This is a genomic window from Nocardiopsis sp. NPDC006938, assembly GCF_042869555.1.
In the GTDB taxonomy this organism is placed as follows: domain Bacteria; phylum Actinomycetota; class Actinomycetes; order Streptosporangiales; family Streptosporangiaceae; genus Nocardiopsis.
The window spans coordinates 1-19,371 of record NZ_JBIAGA010000004.1; the positions used below are offsets into that span (position 1 = coordinate 1).

Annotated in this window: 16 protein-coding genes; 7 read left to right on the forward strand and 9 right to left on the reverse strand. The window is 71.6% G+C overall.

From position 1 onward, the window contains the following. Positions 1 to 416: 416 nt before the first annotated feature. The 4 genes from ACFYL4_RS07480 to dnaE all read right to left on the reverse strand — a co-directional run bounded on the left by ACFYL4_RS07480 (position 417) and on the right by dnaE (position 6,200). On the reverse strand, positions 417 to 1,193 hold the full coding sequence (locus ACFYL4_RS07480; RefSeq protein WP_387517192.1) for a protein kinase: 777 nt from the start codon (positions 1,191 to 1,193) through the stop codon (positions 417 to 419). Between the two features lie 274 nt (positions 1,194 to 1,467). Beyond that, on the reverse strand, positions 1,468 to 2,649 hold the full coding sequence (locus ACFYL4_RS07485; RefSeq protein WP_387517195.1) for a methyltransferase domain-containing protein: 1,182 nt from the start codon (positions 2,647 to 2,649) through the stop codon (positions 1,468 to 1,470). 20 nt (positions 2,650 to 2,669) lie between these two features. Then, entirely contained in the window at positions 2,670 to 2,810 is a 141-nt protein-coding gene (locus ACFYL4_RS07490; RefSeq protein WP_387517197.1) for a hypothetical protein, read from the reverse strand. Positions 2,811 to 3,044: 234 nt separating this feature from the next. Continuing rightward, positions 3,045 to 6,200, reverse strand: a complete 3,156-nt coding sequence (gene dnaE / locus ACFYL4_RS07495; protein ID WP_387517199.1) for a DNA polymerase III subunit alpha — start codon at positions 6,198 to 6,200, stop codon at positions 3,045 to 3,047. Between the two features lie 805 nt (positions 6,201 to 7,005). On the opposite strand from dnaE, the gene ACFYL4_RS07500 reads away from it, so the two are divergent. Both ACFYL4_RS07500 and ACFYL4_RS07505 read left to right on the forward strand, forming a co-directional pair. Then, positions 7,006 to 7,767, forward strand: a complete 762-nt coding sequence (locus ACFYL4_RS07500; RefSeq protein WP_387517201.1) for a MerR family transcriptional regulator — start codon at positions 7,006 to 7,008, stop codon at positions 7,765 to 7,767. Further along, positions 7,764 to 8,117 carry a hypothetical protein gene (locus ACFYL4_RS07505; RefSeq protein ID WP_357765148.1) on the forward strand — a complete coding sequence of 118 codons (354 nt, stop codon included), beginning with the start codon at positions 7,764 to 7,766 and terminating at the stop codon, positions 8,115 to 8,117. The genes ACFYL4_RS07500 and ACFYL4_RS07505 overlap by 4 nt, the downstream gene beginning before the upstream one ends. Positions 8,118 to 8,387: 270 nt before the next feature. On the opposite strand, the gene ACFYL4_RS07510 is transcribed toward ACFYL4_RS07505, so the two are convergent. After that, complete coding sequence (locus ACFYL4_RS07510) at positions 8,388 to 10,184, reverse strand: acyl-CoA dehydrogenase (protein WP_387517204.1); 1,797 nt, start codon at positions 10,182 to 10,184, stop codon at positions 8,388 to 8,390. Between the two features lie 124 nt (positions 10,185 to 10,308). Between ACFYL4_RS07510 and aroQ the strand changes: the two genes are divergently transcribed. Beyond that, positions 10,309 to 10,776 (forward strand): type II 3-dehydroquinate dehydratase, encoded by a 468-nt coding sequence (gene aroQ / locus ACFYL4_RS07515; RefSeq protein ID WP_387517206.1) that lies wholly within the window; start codon positions 10,309 to 10,311, stop codon positions 10,774 to 10,776. Between the two features lie 178 nt (positions 10,777 to 10,954). Here the strand turns inward: aroQ and ACFYL4_RS07520 are convergent, their stop codons facing one another. Then, positions 10,955 to 11,482: a hypothetical protein gene (locus ACFYL4_RS07520; RefSeq protein ID WP_387517208.1), complete on the reverse strand. Its 528-nt coding sequence runs from the start codon at positions 11,480 to 11,482 to the stop codon at positions 10,955 to 10,957. A 256-nt stretch (positions 11,483 to 11,738) separates the two neighbouring features. On the opposite strand from ACFYL4_RS07520, the gene ACFYL4_RS07525 reads away from it, so the two are divergent. After that, a complete protein-coding gene (locus ACFYL4_RS07525) occupies positions 11,739 to 12,950 on the forward strand; it encodes an aromatic acid exporter family protein (protein WP_387517210.1) in 1,212 nt (403 codons plus the stop codon). On the opposite strand, the gene ACFYL4_RS07530 is transcribed toward ACFYL4_RS07525, so the two are convergent. Both ACFYL4_RS07530 and ACFYL4_RS07535 read right to left on the reverse strand, forming a co-directional pair. Beyond that, the gene (locus ACFYL4_RS07530) at positions 12,944 to 13,282 is read right to left on the reverse strand and encodes a hypothetical protein (RefSeq protein ID WP_387517213.1); all 339 of its coding nucleotides are present in this window, start codon (positions 13,280 to 13,282) and stop codon (positions 12,944 to 12,946) included. The genes ACFYL4_RS07525 and ACFYL4_RS07530 overlap by 7 nt on opposite strands. A gap of 129 nt (positions 13,283 to 13,411) precedes the next feature. After that, a complete protein-coding gene (locus ACFYL4_RS07535; protein WP_387517785.1) occupies positions 13,412 to 15,697 on the reverse strand; it encodes an FdhF/YdeP family oxidoreductase in 2,286 nt (761 codons plus the stop codon). A 150-nt stretch (positions 15,698 to 15,847) separates the two neighbouring features. Between ACFYL4_RS07535 and ACFYL4_RS07540 the strand changes: the two genes are divergently transcribed. The 3 genes from ACFYL4_RS07540 (at position 15,848) to ACFYL4_RS07550 (ending at position 18,544) form a co-directional block, all read left to right on the forward strand. Next, positions 15,848 to 16,816: a LysR family transcriptional regulator gene (locus ACFYL4_RS07540; RefSeq protein ID WP_387517215.1), complete on the forward strand. Its 969-nt coding sequence runs from the start codon at positions 15,848 to 15,850 to the stop codon at positions 16,814 to 16,816. A 169-nt stretch (positions 16,817 to 16,985) separates the two neighbouring features. Beyond that, positions 16,986 to 18,344, forward strand: coding sequence for an OFA family MFS transporter (locus ACFYL4_RS07545; protein ID WP_357765128.1), 1,359 nt, complete (start codon positions 16,986 to 16,988; stop codon positions 18,342 to 18,344). Positions 18,345 to 18,415: 71 nt separating this feature from the next. Next, positions 18,416 to 18,544 (forward strand): hypothetical protein, encoded by a 129-nt coding sequence (locus ACFYL4_RS07550; RefSeq protein ID WP_357765125.1) that lies wholly within the window; start codon positions 18,416 to 18,418, stop codon positions 18,542 to 18,544. 55 nt (positions 18,545 to 18,599) lie between these two features. On the opposite strand, the gene ACFYL4_RS07555 is transcribed toward ACFYL4_RS07550, so the two are convergent. Continuing rightward, positions 18,600 to 19,199 (reverse strand): hypothetical protein, encoded by a 600-nt coding sequence (locus ACFYL4_RS07555; protein WP_357765122.1) that lies wholly within the window; start codon positions 19,197 to 19,199, stop codon positions 18,600 to 18,602. Positions 19,200 to 19,371: the final 172 nt, after the last annotated feature.

Here is a 19,371-nt window from a genome sequence, read left to right on the forward strand (position 1 = left end):
ATGGTTGCACCACTACAATCACCACCGGTTCCACACCGCCATTGGCGGCCCTCCCGCCTCCCGCGTACCTAACCTCTCAGGTCAGTACACCTAGGGCACCTCGACGCCTCATCGGCGGAGTGGACAGCGTTCGTTAAGGCTGCGACCTCCTAGCCCACGAACGACCGGACCCCGCCATCGGAGCTGGCGGGGTCCGGTTCTGTGTACCGGGACAGGATACCCGCGGCCTCCCGACGAAACCTAGGACCAAAAGCAGTTGCGTCGCGGCCACTCGCCCGGGTCGAGGCACACGGCACCCACCTCTCGCACGCCGGTATGACGTGCTCTACACCAGATTGCAGGCACCGGCGAGGCCCCTCCAGCGCGCCCGCTGGTCTGCTCCGCGACCGTGAGGGAGCGCGGACTGAGATCCCTGGTCACCCCCGCACGCGCTGGTGCCATGCCTTCGCCGCGTCCAACATCGCCACCAACCACTCCTCGTCCGGGCGCAACCGCGTGTAGTGCCGGTTCATCCGTACCTGCGCTCGTGCGAACACGGCCAACGCGCCCTGATCCAGGCCTGCCCAGAACGACGTGGACGCGAAGAGCTTCTCCACATCGGCTGGCTCCAGGCCCGCTGACACCAGCTGCACCGCCAATCCCGAGGGCATCACCACCGCCGACGCCCGGGTCGGCCATGCCCAGTCGATCACCCACAACCGGTCGTCCGTGTCGATGACGATGTTGTTCGGGTTGAGGTCGCCGTGTGTGAGGTGGTCACCGCGGACCACACCGATCTCCTCGTCGGAAAGCGCCCTGTCCCACCGGTCCTCCACCCATGGACGGGCCACGTCGGGGAGCGGTAGGCCAGTGATCCGGTCCATGGCCTCCACGATCCGAGGCAGGTCCGCAGAACCCGGGGAATAGTCGGTGGGGCGGGCGTCGATGACCTCGAAGCCCAGCACGAACCACCCGTCGCCCCGTGCCTGCCACAGCAGGTGAGGTGCCAATCCGCCCAGGTGGGGGTTGATCTGGCCCTCTCGGCGGACCTCTTCCAGGAGCCCGCCCGGCCTGTCCGGGACGGCCTTGACGAAGACCCTTCCGTGTTCGCAGGTGACCACGGCGGTGATGGCGGCGCTGCACCCACTGGTCGGAACCACCTCGCTGATCTGACCGGTGTGAGGAGTGATGAGCTGCTTGATCTGCTCGTGCATCGAGGATGCTTCCGTTAGTTGCGGGGAGGGCAATGGGTCGGCGGGACGCCCGGGCGGCACCCGTCATCGTCTGGACGGCACGGGACGAAGACATGACCGTCGTCCTCGTCGTCCCCCTTCTTGCCAGCGGTGATCGTGTTGCGGGCTTGGGGTGGTTGACGCAGTTCGCTCCAAGTAACACCCCAGATGAACGGGTCCCGCCAAGCGAACTGGCGGGGTCCGGTTTCGGTGTACCGGGTCAGAGCATCGGCGCTGGTTGCCGCTAGCTGGAACCTCACAGCCGGGAACGCTGATCGCGGCCGACCTCCGTCGCCGGATTCCCCACCCACAGGTGCGTCCCCCGCTCGTCCACGGTCACCCCCAGCTGGTCACGGCCCGGAGAGTCGAACTTCACCCACGCGTCCCACGCGGCGCGGATCTCGGCCCACAGATCCCGGGGTCCACCCCGGCGTGCCTCGAAAGGGCTGCCCGCCGGGGTGTACTCGCCGAGCGCCCAGGACCCGTCCAGGGTCGCCACGTACACCGTCGCCTCCCCAGCCCACTCCGGCCGGTCCTCCGCGGCTTCGTACACCGCGTACCGCAGGTCCGGCACGAGGTGCCCCAACGCGAGCTGCCACCCGGAGTTGCGGTAGGCGACCACTCTCGGGTTGAGTTCGATCAGACCGTCCGTCGCCTCCGGGTCGTCCTCGTCCACCAGCTCACGGGCCCGGCGCATGTCCGCCCGCTGTGACCGCAGCACCATGAACGGCGCGTCCCCGATGAAGTGTCCGGTGGCGCTCCCGTCCCCGTGAACCCGGAGTTTCAGCAGGACCCCCGGAGTGTTGCCCACCTCGAACGGGGTCACGATGACCCCGTGCCGCGCGCTCTGCTCCACCCACGACCACGGAACCTCGCCACGCGCCGCGACTGTCGACAACACCCGATCGAACTCGCCCTCGCCCGCCGCCGGGCGCCCGGCCGCGTCGGCCGTCACGACCCTGGGGGAGTGGCCAGCCTGCGCGAGGTTCTTCACCGCGATCTCTGCCAGCCGCGGATCGATCTCCACCGACACCACGGCCTCCTCTCCGAGAGCGTGGCACAACAGCGCCGTGTTGTAGCCGGTACCGGTGCCGATCTCCAACACCCGGTGCCCCTCCCGAGCATCCAGGGCCTGGAGCATCTCCACGACCAACGACGGCTGCGAAATGCTGGACGTGCGCAATCGACCCCACCCGGGTTCCCCGTGGGGGCCACCGGCCGGGGTGCCGTCATCGACCTGGACGGCGAGCGCGAAGTCCTCGTGAGCCCACCGGGCGTGGTCGGGGTCGTCACGGGTCACCGGCCGGAAGTACCCGGGGTGGGTCCGGGAGGTGACCCACACGGTGTCGGGGATGAACCCGGCCCGGTCGGTGCCCAGGACGGCCCGGTGCCACAGGGGGTCGGTGATCTGGCCAGTGGAGGTGAGCGTTCGAGCCAACGGGGCTCCAGGGTGTCCGGTCACCGGTTCGGGTCCTGCCCATCCCCGGACTGGGGCGGGATGGGTTCCGCGCCGTGCTTGTTGGGGTCCTTGCCGTCCCCGCCCGCGCTGCCACCGGTGCCGCTGTCGGTGGGTACGTCCGGGTTCTCGTGCCTGCCCACGTCACGCTCCGTTTCCGCTGGGGGTCAACCCCTGAACAGTAACTCGGTGTGGTTGTTCCATGACGGGTTTGGCTGGAACCGGCCAACCCCCACCACCCCGACACCCGCGCGGGCTACTCTCCGCCCGGGCCCGGTTGCCCCAACCCCCTCCTCCAGAGGGGCCCTGTGCCCGTGACCACCGCGTCCCTCCGGGCACCGCCGCAGGGGGAGGGCGGGTGACGTCCCTTCCCCGGCTCAGGGCTTCTTCGGACCCGGGTCCAACGGCCAGACCCTGGAAACGGTCAGCGTGGGCAGTGCCTCCGGGCTGGAACGGCGGACCCGGCCCTGGACCACGAGCAGCCTCGAGTCGAACACCGCCCTGGCGGAGTGCTCCTGGACGTTCCCGAACAGGGCGACCTCGACGACACCGGTGCGGTCCTCGACACTGGCGAAGATCACCCTCCTACCGGACCTGGTGGGCGGCGTCTGCACGCTCACCCTCACCCCCGCCACCGTGACCCGGGTCCCGTCCGGAACCCGGGGCAGCCTCTGGGCGGTGACGAGCCCGTGGCGGGCGGCCAGGTCCGCCAACCGGTCCACGTACCGGTCCAACAGGTGCCCGGAGATCTCGTAGCCGAGGGCACGCGACTCCTCGGCGACCCGGTCGGTGTGGGTCATCGGGGCGGCCGTCCCCACCGGCACGGTCTCGATTGACTCCGACTCCGATTCCTCCAGGGAGAGCTGCCCGGGGGAGTCCTCGGGACGCGGACCCTCCTGCGCCAGGGCGTGCGCGTGCACGAGGACGTCGCGCCGGTCCGGGGCGCCGGGGGCTCCGGTGACCCCGGTCAGGGAATCCAGCCCCCCGGCCAGGACCAGGTTGTCCAACGCCTCACGGGACAGGGACCCCCGCGCCACCAGGTCCCGCAGCCCGGTGAAGGGGCGCCGGGCCAACAGGCGGTCGAGTTCGGCCCCGGTGAGGGCCCCGAGATCGGCCAGGGACGGCCGCAGCCCCCACCTGCCCTCCCCGACCGGCTCCACCCGCCAGTACCGCCAGGAGGCGTTCACGTCCAGACCGAGCACCCGCACACCCATGCGCCGGGCATCGTTGAGGAGCACCCGGCGCGGATACATGCCGGGGTCGTGGGTCATCACCCCCGCGAAGAACGCGGCGGGGAAGTGCCGCTTGAGCCACGCGCTCTGGTAGGTGGGCAGGGCGAACGCGGCCGCGTGAGCCTTGCAGAAACCGAAGTTGCCGAACGCCGCCACCAGCCGCCAGGTGTCCTCGACGGTCCGGCCGTCGTGTCCGCGTTCGGCCATCAGCGAGCGCACCTGTGTCTCCACCTCGCGGCGCCCCTCCTCGGTGCCCAGGGCCCTGCGCATGGCCTCGGCACGGTCCAGCCCGCACCCGGTCATGGTGTCGATGGTGTGCAGCAGCTGTTCGTGGAAGAGCAGCGCCCCGCCGGTCTCGGCCAGTACCGGCGCGAGGTCGGGGTGGGGCAGCCGGGGCGGCTCGGAACCCTCCCTGGCCCCGAGGTAGGCCGAGACCATGTCGGTGCCCATGGGCCCGGGCCGGAACAGGGAGATGTCCGCGATCAGGTCGGGGACCCCGCGCGGCCGCAGCCGGGACACCAGCTCGCGCTGGCCCGGGCTCTCGATCTGGAAGCAGCCCAGGGTGTTGGAGGCCGCGACCATGTGCGCGGTGGCGTGGTCGTCGTCGGCCAGGGCCTCCAGGTCCGGGCTCGCCCCCTCGGTGCGGTCGATCTCGTCCAGGGTGTGCGCGAGCGCCGACTGCATCCGCACCCCGAGGACGTCGAGCTTGAGCAGCCCCAGGTGTTCCACGTCCTCCTTGTCGGCCTGCACCATCGGGTAGCCCGCCCCGGAGGGCTGGGTGGGCACCCGGTCGCCCATGGCGTGGTCGGACAGCACCAGCCCGCAGGGGTGCATCGCCACGTGCCGGGGCAGGCCCGACAGCCGCTCCGCGAGGGAGAAGAGCCTGCGCACGTGCTCGCTGTCCAGCCCGTCCAGGTTCCGCAGCTCGGGGAGCTCGCGGGCGGTCTCGCTGATGCGGGAGGCCCGGACCCGGGGGAACACCGAGGCGATGCGGTCCACCTCCACGGAGGGCAGCGACAGCGCCGCACCGGCGTCCCGCAGGGCACTGCGGGCGCGGTAGGTCTCCATCATGGCCACCGTGGCGCTGGCCCCGGGGTGGGAGGCGATGACCGCGTCGTAGGCCTCCAACCGGCGGTCGGACTCCACGTCCAGGTCGATGTCGGGCAGGCCGGGACGGCTTGGAGTGCAGAACCGTTCGAACAGCAGACCGTGGTCCAGGGGGTTGATCGCGGAGATGCCCAACAGGTGCACGACGAGGCTGCCCACCGCCGACCCCCGCGCGAAACAGCGGATGCTCTTGTCCCGGACGGCCCGGGCGGCGTCGGCCACGGTCAGGAAGTAGCTCTCCAGGCCCAGGCGGGAGATGACCTCCAGCTCACGCCGGGCCCGTTCGTCCGCGCGGCGGTCGCGGTCCAGGCCCAGCAGGGCGGCCCCTCCCGCGACGCGGTCGCGCAGCTCGGCGGTGGCCTCGGCGCGGGCGGGCAGGTGGAGACGGCCCCAGCCCAGGTCGGCGGCGGGGTCCAGGGCGCAGGAGCTGCCCAGGGCGAGGGTGTGCGCGATCAGGCGTCGGGCGCGCGTGCGGTCGCCGCCGCACACGGCGACGGCGGTCCGGGACATCTCCTCGGCGGTGGCCATGTGGGCGCTCTCGGTGCGCGGGGCGGGGTGGTAGCCGCCCGGGGCGTGCTGGCGGATGCGGTCGAGGGCGAGCGCCACCCCGGCACCGTCCGGGGTCGGGTAGCGCACGGCGTTGGTCAGCACCGCGAGGAGGTGCTCCTCGTCGGCCAGGCGCACCATGTCCCGTGCGGCGCGGCGCTGGCCGGAGGCGCCGTGGTCGTGCGGGGCCAGGGCGATCTCCACACCCACCCCCCGCCAGGCGGACACCAGGGCCCGGGCGTGCAGGGGGCGGTCCTGGGCGACGGCGCGGCCCACGTCGGAGTCGGGCCCGAGCAGGACGACCAGTCCGTCGGCGTGTTCGGTGAGCTGGTCGGGTCGTACGGCCACGGGGGAGGGGGCGCGGTGGACGTCGGTGACCAGGCGGCAGAGGCTGGCCCAGCCCCGGGCGCCCCGGGCCAGGACCACGACGCGGCCGCCCTCGGGGGAGGAGAGGGCGAGGTCGACGCCCAGGGCGGGGCGCACCCCGGTCCGCTCGCAGGTCCGGATGTGCTCGGCGACGCCGAAGAGGCCGTCCCGGTCGGTGAGGGCCATCACCGTCTGGCCGTCGAGCGCCGCCCGCTCGACCAGGGCGGCGGGCGGCGCGGTGCCGTGCCGGAAGGAGAACGACGACGCGGCGCGCAGGTGCACGGCCTACATTCCTCCCCTCCTGCGGAGCGGCAGGGGAAGAGCCACCGTTCGAACATCAGTTCGATGACTGTATCCGATGATGTCCAATGGCGCATCCTCTGAGCTGCGAAGACGCGCCGTTTCTCCGTGCACGGAGTGGGTCGGGGCGGTGGGTGGGCCCGTGGCGAACGGTGTTGTCGTCGGGGTCGGGGGTCTGGGGGGCAGTAGAAAATCTACGACGTAAAGGCCGGTGTCCTTCGTTTTCGCTGCCGCGCGGAGGGGAGCGGAGCCATGGTGTTCCCGCCTCCCGGGACGAACGCCCGGGAGGCGCCGTCTCCGCTTCCTGTCAGCGGGTGACGGCCGCGGCCAGGATGAACAGGCAGATGATGACGGCTGCGGTCCACGGCCAGTCCGAATACTGGCCCTTGAAGTTGCGTGCGGCCACGGGAGCCTCCGAGTCAGGGGAAAGGGAACCGAACCTGGGTACCATCCGGCGGTGACTCTCCGCTGCGCTTGGCCACAACAGGTCACTGGCGGGTGTGTCCGCGCGGGGGCCCTCCCGGCGGAGTCGCGTGGCCCGGGCCCGAGCCCGAGTGCGAACGGGCTGGACGTGGGAGACCGCGCCGTGCGCGGGGGCGGGGCGAGGGGGACCGCTCGTCGGCCGTCTCCGGCGGCCATCTCTGGGGGCGCCCGCCCGGGCCGGGTGGGAAGGACCGGACACGGGTGTTCCCGAGGAAGAGGCCTCGGGGCAGGGGTTGCGGTTGACGTTGCGTCAACATCTAGCGTCGTCTCTGAGGCCGGACTCCCCGGCCGGAGGGGAGACGGGATGTCATGGTCCATGGGTGGGGTCTGCCGGATGAGCGGGGTGACCTCCCGGACGCTGCGCCACTACCACCACGTCGGCCTGTTGCTCCCGGAGAGCACCGGGCCGGGCGGGTTACGCCACTACGGCCAGCGCGAACTGCACAGGCTCCAGCGCATCCTGGTGATGCGCGAACTCGGGCTCGGTCTGGCGGACATCCGCCGGGTTCTCGACTCCGAACAGGACGAGGTCGCGGCCCTGCGGCAGCACCTGCACGACCTCGAAGCCGAACGGGACCGCCTCAGCGTCCTGGTCGACACCGTGCGCCGCACGGTGGACTCACTGGAGGGCACCGACGTGACCAGTAGACCCGAGGAGCTCTTCGAGGGCTTCGACACCGCCCACTACGCCCAGCGGGCGCGTGCCGACTGGCCCGAGCAGTGGGAACAGGCCCGGCGGGCGGGGGAGGAGATGGCTCCCGAGGAGGCCGAGCGGATGCGCGCCGAGTCGGTGGAGGGGATGCGGCGGATGGCCGCGTACCTGCGTGCGGGCACACCCGCCGAGGCTCCACCGGTGCAGGTGGAGATCGAGGGCCACTTCCAGCAGGTCAGCCGCATGTGGACCCCGGACGCGCAGGCCTTCGCCCAGCTGGGGCGGGTGTACGCGCAGGAGGGCCCCTGGCGTGAGGTGTACGAACGGATCGAGCCGGGGTTGGCCGACTACCAGCGCGAGGCCATGGAGGTCTTCGCCGAGCAGCGCCTGGGCGCGCAGGGGCGGGAAACGTGATTCCCCGGTCGTGGAGACCGCACCGGCGCGAGGAGGACGACGAGATCCTGGGCTACCTACGCCCCGAGGGGGCGGGCTACGTCCCGGTGAACCCGTTCGGCCACCCCGTGCACGGTGCGGTGGAGGAGGCCGAGGCCCGGTCCGCGTTGGACTCCCTGGGCCTGGCCTATCTGGCCGAGCCGTGGCTGTTGACCCTGCCGGGCCGGGCGGAACCGGTCACGGTCCGGATCGTCGAGGTCACCCCGGAGCGGATGCGGGTGGCCAACGCCGACTACGGATACGAGGAGGCGGACATCGGCCACGTGTTCGTCCTGGACGTTCCCGAGCCCGGGCGGTTGCGCGCCGGTTGAACCGGAGGGCGTCCGGCGGGTCCGCAGGGCGACCGGGGGTGGACGGGCACCGGGGTGTCGGTGGGGCCTTCGAGGGCTTCGGGCCTTAGGGGGTGTTTTGTGGATGCTTTCGCCTTCTGGCGGCGGAGCCGCCAGCACCGCGAGCGGCCGCCAGGCCATCTCTCGCAAGACGATGAGCGACGGTCAGCCCGGGTTTGGCTGTCCGAGCTCCATCGGCGCAGCGAGAGGCAGCCTGGCCACGCGAGCGCGGAATGATCCACAAAACACGCCCTAGAGGACCTCGGGGGGAGTGTCCAGGACCGTGCGGTCACGGGAGGCGACCAGGGCGAACCAGGCTTCGGTGCGGGGCAGCTCGTAGCGGAAGAAGTACGAGGCGGCGGCGCGCTTGCCCTCGTAGAAGGTGCCCTGCTTGCCGTGGGCGGCGGTGAGCTGTTCCAGCCACATCCAGGCGATGACGACGTGGCCGGTGGCCTCCAGGTACGGGGTCGCGTTGGCCAGGGCCACGGACGGGTCGCCGTCGGACCAGGCGTCGGCCGTCGCCCGGGCGGTGCGGTCAAGGGCGGCGGCGAGCAGTTCGGCGTACGCGGCTTCCTGGCCGCCCAGGGCGCGGGCGCGCTCCACGGTGGCGCGGGCGGTCTCCAGGAGGAGGGAGAGGCGCGCGCCGTGGTCGAGCACCGCCTTGCGTCCGAGCAGGTCCAAGGCCTGGATGCCGTGGGTTCCCTCGTGGATGGCGTTGAGCCGGTTGTCCCGGTAGTGCTGTTCCACGTCGTACTCACGGGTGTATCCGTAGCCGCCGTGTACCTGGATGGCGAGGCTGTTGGCCTCCAGGCACCACTGGGAGGGCCAGCTCTTCGCGATCGGGGTGAGGGCGTCCAGCAGCAGGTGTGCCCGCTCGGCGTGTGCCGGGTCCTCGGCGCTGGCCTCCTCGTCCACCAGGCGGGCGCAGTACAGGACCAGCGCGAGGGCGCCCTCCACGTAGCTCTTCTGCGCGAGCAGCATCCGGCGCACGTCGGTGTGCTCGATGATCGGTACCGGGGGGTGTTCGGGGTCCTTCGCGCCGAGGGGGCGGCCCTGGAGGCGTTCGCGGGCGTAGCGGAGCGACTTCAGGTAACCGGTGTAGCCGACCGCCGTCGCGCCCGCTCCCACTCCGATGCGGGCGCCGTTCATCATGTGGAACATCTGCCGCAGACCCTGGTGGGGCGGGCCGACGAGGTAGCCGACCGCGCCGGGGACCCCGCCGGGAGTGTGGCGGCCCTCGCCGAAGTTGAGCAGGGCGTTGACGGTGCCCCGGTAGCCCATCTTGTGGTTGAGCCCGGCGGTGACGACGTCGTTGCGTTCGCCGAGCGCGCCGTCCTCGCGGACGAGGTGCTTGGGTACGACGAACAGCGAGATCCCCCGGACCCCGGGCGGGCCTCCGGGGATGCGGGCCAGCACCAGGTGGACGATGTTCTCGGAGAGTTCGTGGTCGCCGCCGGAGATCCACGTCTTGTTGCCGAAGAGCCGGTGGGTGCCGTCCTCGGCGGGTTCGGCCCGGGTGGTGATGTCGGCGAGCGAGCTGCCCGCCTGTGGTTCGGACAGGCACATGGTGCCGGTGAAGCGTCCCTCCACCATGGGGCGCACGAACGTGTCGACCTGTTCGGGGGAGCCGTGTGCCAGCAGGAGCTTGGCGTTGGCGGCGGTGAGGAAGGGGTAGGCGGCGGTGCCGGGGTTGGCGGCCTGGAAGTAGGCGTCGCAGGCGCTGGAGACCACGCGGGGGAGCTGGCCGCCGCCCACGGAGGCGTCCAGGGCGAGGGAGGACAGTCCGGTCTCGGCGTGTGCCCTGAGGGCCCGGCCCACCTCGGGGATGACGTGCACGCGTTCGCCGTCGAAGCGGGGTTCGTGGGCGTCGTTGGTTTTGTTGTGCGGGGCGAAGTGGTCGGTGGCCACGCGTTCGGCCAGGTCGAGGGCGCCGTCCAGGGTCTCTTGGGAGTGGTCGGCGTACCGGGGGCGCCGGGTGAGGGCCTGGGCGTCGAGCCATTCGTAGAGCAGGAACCGGAGGTCGCGCCTGGACAGCAGGGTGGACGTCACGGGTTGCCTCCCGAAGAGTTGGACCGACTGGTCGGTATGATACCGGTTCGGTGCGCGGGGAACCACCCTGGTGTGCGGGTCTACGCTGGTGTCTCCAGCCCGACTCGGAACCAGGAAGCCCCGTATGACCGAGAAGACGCCCACCGTCCTGTTGCTGAACGGCCCCAACCTCAACCTGTTGGGCACGCGCGACCCCGAGCAGTACGGGAGCACCACCCTCGCCGAGGTCGAGGCCCGGGTGGCCGCCCTGGGGTTGGAGATGGGGGTGGAGGTGGTCTGTGCGCAGTCCAACAGCGAGGGCGGCATGGTCGACCACGTCCACGCGGCCCGCGACTACGCGGGTGTGGTGATGAACCCCGGCGCCTACGCCCACTACAGCATCGCGCTGCGGGACGCCGTGGACGCGATCGAGGCGCCGGTGGTGGAGGTGCACATCTCCAACGTGTACGCCCGTGAGGAGTTCCGCCACACCTCCGTCACCGCGCCGGTCGCCGCCGGGTACGTGGCGGGGTGCGGGGTGCTCGGCTACGAGCTCGGTCTGCGCGCGGTACTCTCCCGCGCGGCGGAGCGGGCCGCCCGGCCGGAGGGCTGAGGGCCGCCCCTGCTGCCGGACCGTTCGGTGAGGGGCGGAGGGAGCGGCCCCGTTCGCGGTGCGAGACGCCCCGGAGCGGCCCGCCCGGCCGGTCCCCGGTTCGCTGAGCGGGGCGCTCCGTCGTTCCCGGTTCTCGCGGGGGTGACCCCCCGCCCGGGGCCCGGCGCCCCCCGGGCGCTCAGTGCCAGAGGAGTTCCTGGCCGGGCATCTGCTCCGCGCCGGAGCCCGAGCGCCGCGACCTGCACCGCAGGCAGGTGACCGGGTGGGTGGAGGGGCGCAGGCGCATGGGGTCGTCGGCGGCCGCGCACACCACGGCCGGGATCTCCACGCCCACCCAGACGCGCGTGGTGAGTTCGTGGACGATGCTTCCGTCGCCGATCCGCGCGGCCTTGGCCTCGGCCAGTTCGGCGCGGCGGCGGCGCAGGGTGGCGGCCAGGTGCTCGACCTCCGGGGCGTGTCCCGGTGGGGTCGCGCCTTCTGAGGCCGCGTCGCCCCGGGCCGCGTCGTCCTCAAGGGTGGAGCCGCCCTCCCGGGCTGGCTCGTCGGCGGTGCGGGACCGTGGGGCCGGTTCGAAGCCGGGTAGCGGGATGGAGCCCGGGTAGGGCTCGGTGTCCTGGTCGGGTTGGACCCGGGGGACGGGGCCGAAGCCCGGGAGGGGGACGGAACCCGGGATGGGGCCGGTGTCGTGGGCGGGGTGTTCGGTCATGCCCTCCAGGATGCCCTGCTCTGTCGGGCCCCGCACACGGGCGCGCGGGTCGTCCGGCGGGGTGAGCGCCCCGCCCGCCCCGGTCGGTGGTGGGCCGGGCGCGGAGCGAAGGAGCACGCGTCGCGAGCCCGGGCGGCACCGAACCGTCGGCGCGAAACACCGGGCGCGGTACCGACACATCCCTCCTCCGGCCGGTATCAATGGAACCGGCGGCCCCCCACCCCCGAAGGCGTGTCCCTTCGCCGGTGAGGAGATCATGGCAGAGCTGCCCCTTGAGGGTCGTACCTGGTGGGCGCGGTCGCGGGCCGTGGCGAAGGAGGTGCGCGCCCGGGTGGGCGCCAACGCCGCCCTGATCGTGCTCGCGGTCATCGCCGCCACGCTGGCGTGGACCATCGCGGGGGGTCTCGTCCAGGACCACCAGCCCTTCTTCGCGCCCATCGCCGCGGTCATCGCTCTCAACGTCTCGGGCGGGGAGCGCGGCGCCCAGGCGCTTCGGCTGCTGATGGGTGTGTTCATCGGCATCCTCGCGGGTGAGTTCAGCCTGTGGATCACCGACTACAACGTGGTGGCCATGGTGCTGGCCACGGCGTGTGCCATGACGGTGGCCGCGGCGATCAACGCCGAGCGCATCATCATCGGTCAGGCGGCGGCGAGCGCCATCCTCACCACGATCTTCGTCGGTGGTGCCAGTCCGGGCACGGACCGGCTCGTGGACGCCCTGATCGGCGCCGGTGTGGCCCTCGCCTTCAGCCAGTTGTTCTTTCCCGCCCGGTTGGTGGCCCTGCTCCGCCGGATCGAGGAGGACGCGCTCAACGAGATGGCGAGCATGCTCGCGCTGGTCGGTCGTTCCCTGGGGGAGGACGGGGAGGACTCCAGCGAGCAGCTGGTCAACCGGTTGGGGGATCTGAGCCGGCCCATGGCCGAGTTGAGCAAGGCGCGCGAGAGCAGCAGGTCCACGGTGCGGCTGTCCACCATCCGTTGGGGGAACCCCGAGCCGGTGTTGGAGGAGGACGAGGTCATCGAGCGGTTGATCCTGCTGGGTGAGAGCTGTCTGTTCCTGGCCCGCACCACCACCGCCATGGGTGTGGAGGAGCAGCGGGAACTGGCGCCGATCGTGACCGACATGGCCGACGTCCTGACCATCCTCGCCGACGACCTCAGCAGCCGTGAGGCCCGTGAGGAGGCGGTGGAGCGGGCGCTGACGGCCGCGCGCGCCTATGGGGCGGGCACGCCCGACGACGACCCCGTCACGCACGCCACCCATCTGGCGGTGGAGATGGTCGCCACCGACATCATGGTGTTCGCGGGGATCAGGTTCGAGGAGATCGAGGACGTCCTCCAGGGCGATCTGGAGGACCCCACCGTCCCGCACCCGCAGGGCGAGCCGTGGTTGCCGTGGCTGAGCTGGCGCCCCCGGTGGCGGCCGGTCCGGGTGCGTCTCCCGTGGCGCCGTCCGGGGGGTCAGTGACGGGCGGCGCGGCGTCTGCCGGCCAGGGAGCGGACCCCGCGCACGGCGAGGCCGAGGAGGAGCGCGTTCCCGTACGCGCCCAGCACGTACAGGACCAGGAACACGGGAGCCTGCGCGTCGACGGGCATGCCGGCCGTGTCGAGGGCCGCGAACGTCAGGACCGAGAGCACGCTGCACGGAAGCAGCCACACCGCGAGGGCCAGCTCGGGCATGCCCGAGCCGAAGCCGGGGCCGAGGTGGATGACGACCGCCGCGGTGAGGAGGGTGGTGGTGAGGGCGAGGTAGACGCGAGAGGCTCGGTTGTCAATCGAGGCGGCGAGGATATGGCGCACGATGCTCCCTGGTTCCGAGGTGTCACCAGGGTGCCGCACCGGCTCGGCGGGCTCCTGAGTACGGGTACTCAGGAACCCGCCCGCGTACCCGTACTCAGAGCCCGGTTCCCGCTCCAGCCCGGTTCCGGCTCAGTTCCGTCGTGAGGACGGTTCGAAGCGCACCACCACCGACTTGGAGGTGGGGGTGTTGCTCACGTCCGCGGTGGAGTCCAGCGGTACCAGCACGTTGGTCTCCGGGTAGTAGGCGGCGGCGCTGCCCCGCGCGGTCGGGTAGTGCACCACGCGAAAGTGCGGTGCGCGGCGTTCGACGCCGTCCGTCCACTCGCCCACCAGGTCGGTGTACGCTCCGTCGGCCAGGCCCAGTTCGGTGGCGTCCTCGGCGTTGACCAGCACCACTCGGCGGCCGTCCTTGATGCCCCGGTAGCGGTCGTCGAGGCCGTAGATGGTCGTGTTGTACTGGTCGTGGGAGCGCAGGGTCTGGAGCAGCAGCCGTCCTTGGGGGACCTGGGGCGCGTAGGTGCCGTTGGCCGTGAAGTTGGCGAGTCCGGTGGCGGTCGGGAACCTGCGTTCGTCGCGCGGGGCGTGCGGCAGCGCGAACCCGCCGGGTCGCCGTGCGCGTGCGTTGAAGTCCTCGAACCCCGGGACGACCCCGGCCACGTGGTCGCGTACCCGGTCGTAGTCGGCCATGCGGTCCCAGTCGACCGGGGTGTTCCCGAACAGTCTGCGGCCGAGTTCGCGGACGATGTCGACCTCCGAGCGCATTCCTTCGGAGAGGGGGCGCAGCACCCCGTGTGAGGCGTGGACGAGCCCCATGGAGTCCTCCACCGTCACCCAGCGGTCGCGGCCCTGCCAGTGGTCGCGGTCGCTGCGGGCCAGGGCGGGCAGGATGAGGGCCCGGGTCCCGGTGACCACGTGCGAACGGTTCAGCTTGGTGGACACGTGCACCGTCAGTCCCACGCGGCGCATGGCGTCCTCGGTGACCCCGGTGTCGGGTGAGGCCGCCACGAAGTTGCCGCCCATCGCGAGGAACACGCCCACCTCGCCGCGGGCCATCGCCCGGATCGCGTTCACGGTGTCGTGTCCGTGCTCACGCGGTGGTTCGATGCCGAACTCCGCGCCCAGGGCGTCCAGGAAGGAGTCGTCGGGGCGTTCGAAGATGCCCATCGTGCGGTCGCCCTGGACGTTGGAGTGGCCGCGTACCGGGCACACGCCCGCGCCGGGGCGGCCGACGTTGCCGCGCAGGAGCAGGAAGTTGACCACCTCGCGGATGGTCGGTACCGAGTGCTTGTGCTGGGTCAGGCCCATGGCCCAGCACACCACGACGCGTTCGGAGGCCACCACCATCGCGGTGAGTTCCTCGATCAGTGCCCGGGAGAGTCCGGTGTCCCGTTCGGTCCGGGCCCAGAAGGTGTCGTCGGGTTCGGCCAGCAGGGCCTGGGAGAACGCCTCGTACCCGTGTGTGTGGGTGGTCACGAACGCGTGGTCCAGGACGTCCTCGCCGCGCCGGTCGGCCTCCAGCAGGAGCCGGTTGACCGCCGAGAACAGGGCCAGGTCGCCGCCGACCCGGACCTGCATGAACAGGTCGGTGAGGTCGGTGCCGCGCCCCATCAGGCCCCGGGCGTACTGCGGGTTGCGGAACGTCTTCATGCCGGCTTCGGGCAGCGGGTTCACCGTGACGATCCGGGTTCCGCCGCGCTTGGCCTTCTCCAGCGCGGACAGCATCCGGGGGTGGTTGGTGCCCGGGTTCTGCCCGGCGACGATGATGAGGTCGGCCTCGTAGAGGTCCTCCAGGGACACGCTGCCCTTGCCCACGCCCAGCGTCTCGGTGAGTGCCGAGCCGGACGACTCGTGGCACATGTTGGAGCAGTCGGGCATGTTGTTGGTGCCGAGCTGGCGGGCGAACAGCTGGTAGGCGAAGGCCGCCTCGTTGCTGGTGCGGCCCGAGGTGTAGAACACCGCGCCGTCGGGCGAGTCGAGCCCGCGCAGTTCCTCGGCGATCATGTCGAGGGCCTGGTCCCAGGGGATCGGCGTGTAGTGGGTGGCGCCCTCGGCCAGGTACACCGGTTCGGTCAGGCGGCCCTGCTGGCCCAGCCAGTACCCGGAGCGCTCGAACAGGTCAGCGACCGGGTGCCGGGCGAAGAAGTCCGCGCCGACGGTCCGGCGGGTGGCCTCCTCGGCGACGGCCTTGGCGCCGTTCTCGCAGAACTCCGCCCGGTGGCGTTTGCCGGGCTCGGGCCAGGCGCACCCGGGGCAGTCGAACCCCTTCTTCTGGTTCACGGCGAGCATCGCGGGCAGGCCGCGCCGCACCCCGGCCTGGTCGTTGACGTGCCGCACGCTGTTGATGACCGCGGGGACGCCCGCCGCGCTCTCCTTGGGAGGCCCGACCTCCGGCGTGTCCTGGGCGGGGTCGGGCATGTCCGAGTCGTGGTGTGTCACAGTCCGAATTCTCTCACCGAGTCGCCCTCTGTCCAGAGGTCCCGAATAGTTTTGTCTCCGAATGGGGCGAACGATATCAAGGACCCGGGCGTTGTTGTTGCGGGGGTCCGGCGCGTGTATTCTTGCGCGATGTTGCTGAGCCAGCTGAAGTACCTGACCGCGCTGGCCAAGGAACGGCATTTCGCCCGTGCGGCCCAGGCGTGTCACGTGTCCCAGCCCGCGCTGTCCACGGCCATCCGTCGGTTGGAGGCCGAGTTCCGGGTCCCCATCGTCAGGCGGAGCAACCGGTTCATCGGGTTCACCCACGAGGGGGAGCGGATCGTGGCCTGGGCCCAGCGCGTCCTGGCCGAGCACGACACCCTGGTGGAGAACGTCCGCAGCCTGCGGGAGGGGCTGAGCGGGCGCCTGCGTATCGGTGCCATCCCCACGACCCTGAGCTCCATATCCCTCATCACCAGGGCCTTTTGTGAGCTCCACCCGCTGGTGACCCTGTCGGTGGTGTCCATGACCTCCCAGGAGATCGAGCGGGCGCTGGTCGACTACCAGATCGACGTGGGACTGACCTACGTCGACAACGAACCCCTGGAGAACGTGCGTCGGCAGTCCGTCTACCGAGAGCGCTACGCCCTGCTCACCGACGAGCGGGGGCTGCTCAACGGGCGCGACACCCTCACCTGGGCCGAGGCCGCCGAGGTGCCGCTGTGCCTGCTCTCCCCGGACATGCAGAACCGCCGCATCGTCGACCGGGCGTTCCGGCGGGCGGGGGTCGAGGCGGTGCCCAGGGTGGAGACCAACTCGGTGAGCGCGCTGTGCTCGTACGTCCACGAGACCCGCTGGTCGGCGGTGATGCCGCACGCCTGGCTGGCGCTGCACGCGGTGCCCGAGGGCATGCGCGCCATCCCCCTGGTGGAACCCGAGGTCAGCAAGGAGATCGGGCTGGTCGTCGCGGACCGCGACCCCGAACCCGTGCTGGCCCGCGCCCTCATGGACACGGTGGCGGGCGCCGACCTCCAGGCGCGGTTGGACCTGTACCACCCCTCGGGTCCGCAACCGAGTGAGCCCGCCGAGGCGCGGCCGGTCCCCGGCTCCGCTCTCTGAGCCGGGTCGCGGCGGGCTCGATAAGCGGACGTTATCGCCCGACAATGAACGTGTATTTGATTCTCGTCACATGAGGTGTGACGATGTCCCATGCTCGCGGACGCACATCCGGCAATAGCCGGGAAAGCGGACGCCTATTCGGGTCGGAATACAATCGTGAGGTTGGGTAGTGCTGTCGTTTCTCGATCGTGCCAGGAGTGTGGCGCCGCCCGGATACAGCCGGTGGTTCATTCCCCCGGCCGCGCTCGCGGTCCACCTGTCCATCGGCCAGGTGTACGCGTTCAGCGTCTTCAAGACCGCGTTGGTGGAGCGCTTCGACACCTCGCTCACGGCGATCGGTGTGGTCTTCAGCATCTCCATCGTGATGCTGGGGCTGTCGGCGGCCTTCGGCGGCAAGTGGGTGGAGGCCAACGGGCCCCGTAAGGCCATGTTCGTCTCGGGGCTGTGCTGGGGTGGCGGTTTCCTGGTCGGGGCCCTCGGGGTGGCCACCGGGCAGCTGTGGCTGCTCTACCTCGGCTACGGGGTGCTGGGCGGGATCGGCCTGGGTATCGGGTACATCTCGCCGGTGTCCACGCTCATCAAGTGGTTCCCGGACCGGCCCGGTATGGCCACCGGTCTGGCGATCATGGGGTTCGGTGGCGGCGCGCTGATCGCCTCGCCGCTGTCGGCGGCGCTCCTGGACCGGTTCGGGCAGACCCCCGCCGACGCCATCGTGCCGGCGTTCCTCATCCTGGGCGCCGTCTACTTCACGGCCATGATGCTCGGCGCGGCGACGGTCAGGGTTCCGCCGCCGGGATGGCGGCCGGACGGGTGGGAGCCCCCGGTCCCGGCCGGGGGAGCGCGTGTCGCGGAACCGGCGTCGGAGGGCGTGAGCGTGGAGCGGGCGTTTCGCACCCGCCAGTTCTGGCTGCTGTGGATCGTGCTGTTCTGCAACGTCACCGCGGGGATCGGCATCCTCGAACAGGCCGCGCCGATGGTGCAGGACTTCTTCGCCGGGGTCGGTCCCGCCGAGGCGGCGGGCTACGTCGGCTTCCTGTCGCTGTGCAACATGCTCGGCCGTTTCGTGTGGTCCTCGACCTCCGACCTCCTGGGCCGCAAGCGCACCTATATCGGCTACCTGGGGATCGGCGCCCTGCTGTACGCGTTGATCGCCGTGGCGGGGACCGGTTCGGTGGTGCTCTTCGTGGCGGTGACCGGTGTGATCCTGTCCTTCTACGGCGGGGGGTTCGCGACCGTTCCCGCGTACCTGAAGGACCTGTTCGGGACGTTCAACGTCGGCGCCATCCACGGGCGCCTGCTCACCGCCTGGTCGTGCGCGGGCCTGGCCGGGCCGCTGATCGTGAACGTGGTCGCCGACCAGCAGTTGGCCGCGGGCCGTTCGGGCGCTGACCTGTACACCGTCTCGCTGTACCTCATGGCGGCGGTGATGGTGGTCGGGTTCGCGGCCAACGCCCTGGTGCGTGCGCTGCCCGAGGACTCCGGGGCGTCGTCCGACGAGCCCGCCGACCCCTCCAGGGAGCGTGTGTGAGCGGGGGCGCCCACACGGGCGCGGAGCAGTCGGGGGGACGGCCCCCGTCGGAGCCGGTGGAGGAGAGGGCGATGGATCAGGGGACGGGCGACCGGGTGTCGAAGGCGGCGGCGCTGTTGCTGTGGGTGGTGGTGGTGCTCGCGTTGGCCTACGGGGTGGTGAACACCGCGATCAAGGCGGCCGCCCTGTTCACCGGCTAGCGGGCGGGCGGGGGCTGCCACCGGGGGAGACGCCCGCCGGGGGACGCGGTCGGTCTCAGTCGACCGTGCCCACGAAGGTGACCGGTGGGTAGAGGGGCGTGAAGTCCTGGTCGTGGAACTCGACCGTGTACTGGACCTGGTGGTCCCGCGCGTCGGCCCAGCAGTCCTCGTCCCAGGTGGCGGACTGGCCCGGGCCCAGGCTCTCGGGCGGATTGACGTTGTCGCCCAGGGCCGGGGAACCGGACTCGCGCAGGGGGTCGCCCACCGAGCACGAGCGGGTCACCAGGCCGGTCGGTACGGCCTCGGAACCCTCGTTGGTGACCTCCACCGTCCACGACAGGTAGGGCAGGTCGGCCTCCTCCCCGGTGGAGGGGTGGACTCCGCCCTCCTCCACGCCGCGGGCGAACCCTCCCACGCCGATGGAGAGGCCGTCGCCGAAGTCGTGGGTCTGGTCGAGGCCGACCACGACCGGGTCGAACCCGGTCTCGGGTCGGTCCTCTTGGTCCTCGACGCCGTCGGGGTGGGACCCTCTGGCGGTGGGCGGGGCCGGGGCGGGCGCGGAGACCGGTTCCCGGGCCCACCATCCGGCCCCGAACCCGACGGCCAGGGCGACCACGGTGCTGATCACGGTGACGATCCAGCCGGTTCTGGTCATGCGGGGGCGTCCCTTCCCGGGGCGGGCGCGCGGCCCGAGGCTCAGGGTGACCGTACCGTACGCGCTCCCGGGCGCGGTGGCGGTGGCGGTGCGAGGACGGTCGGGGCCGGGTCGGGGCCGGGGCCGGGTCATGCCCGGTCCGGTGCCCGGCCGGGTGACGCCTGTGGACGTA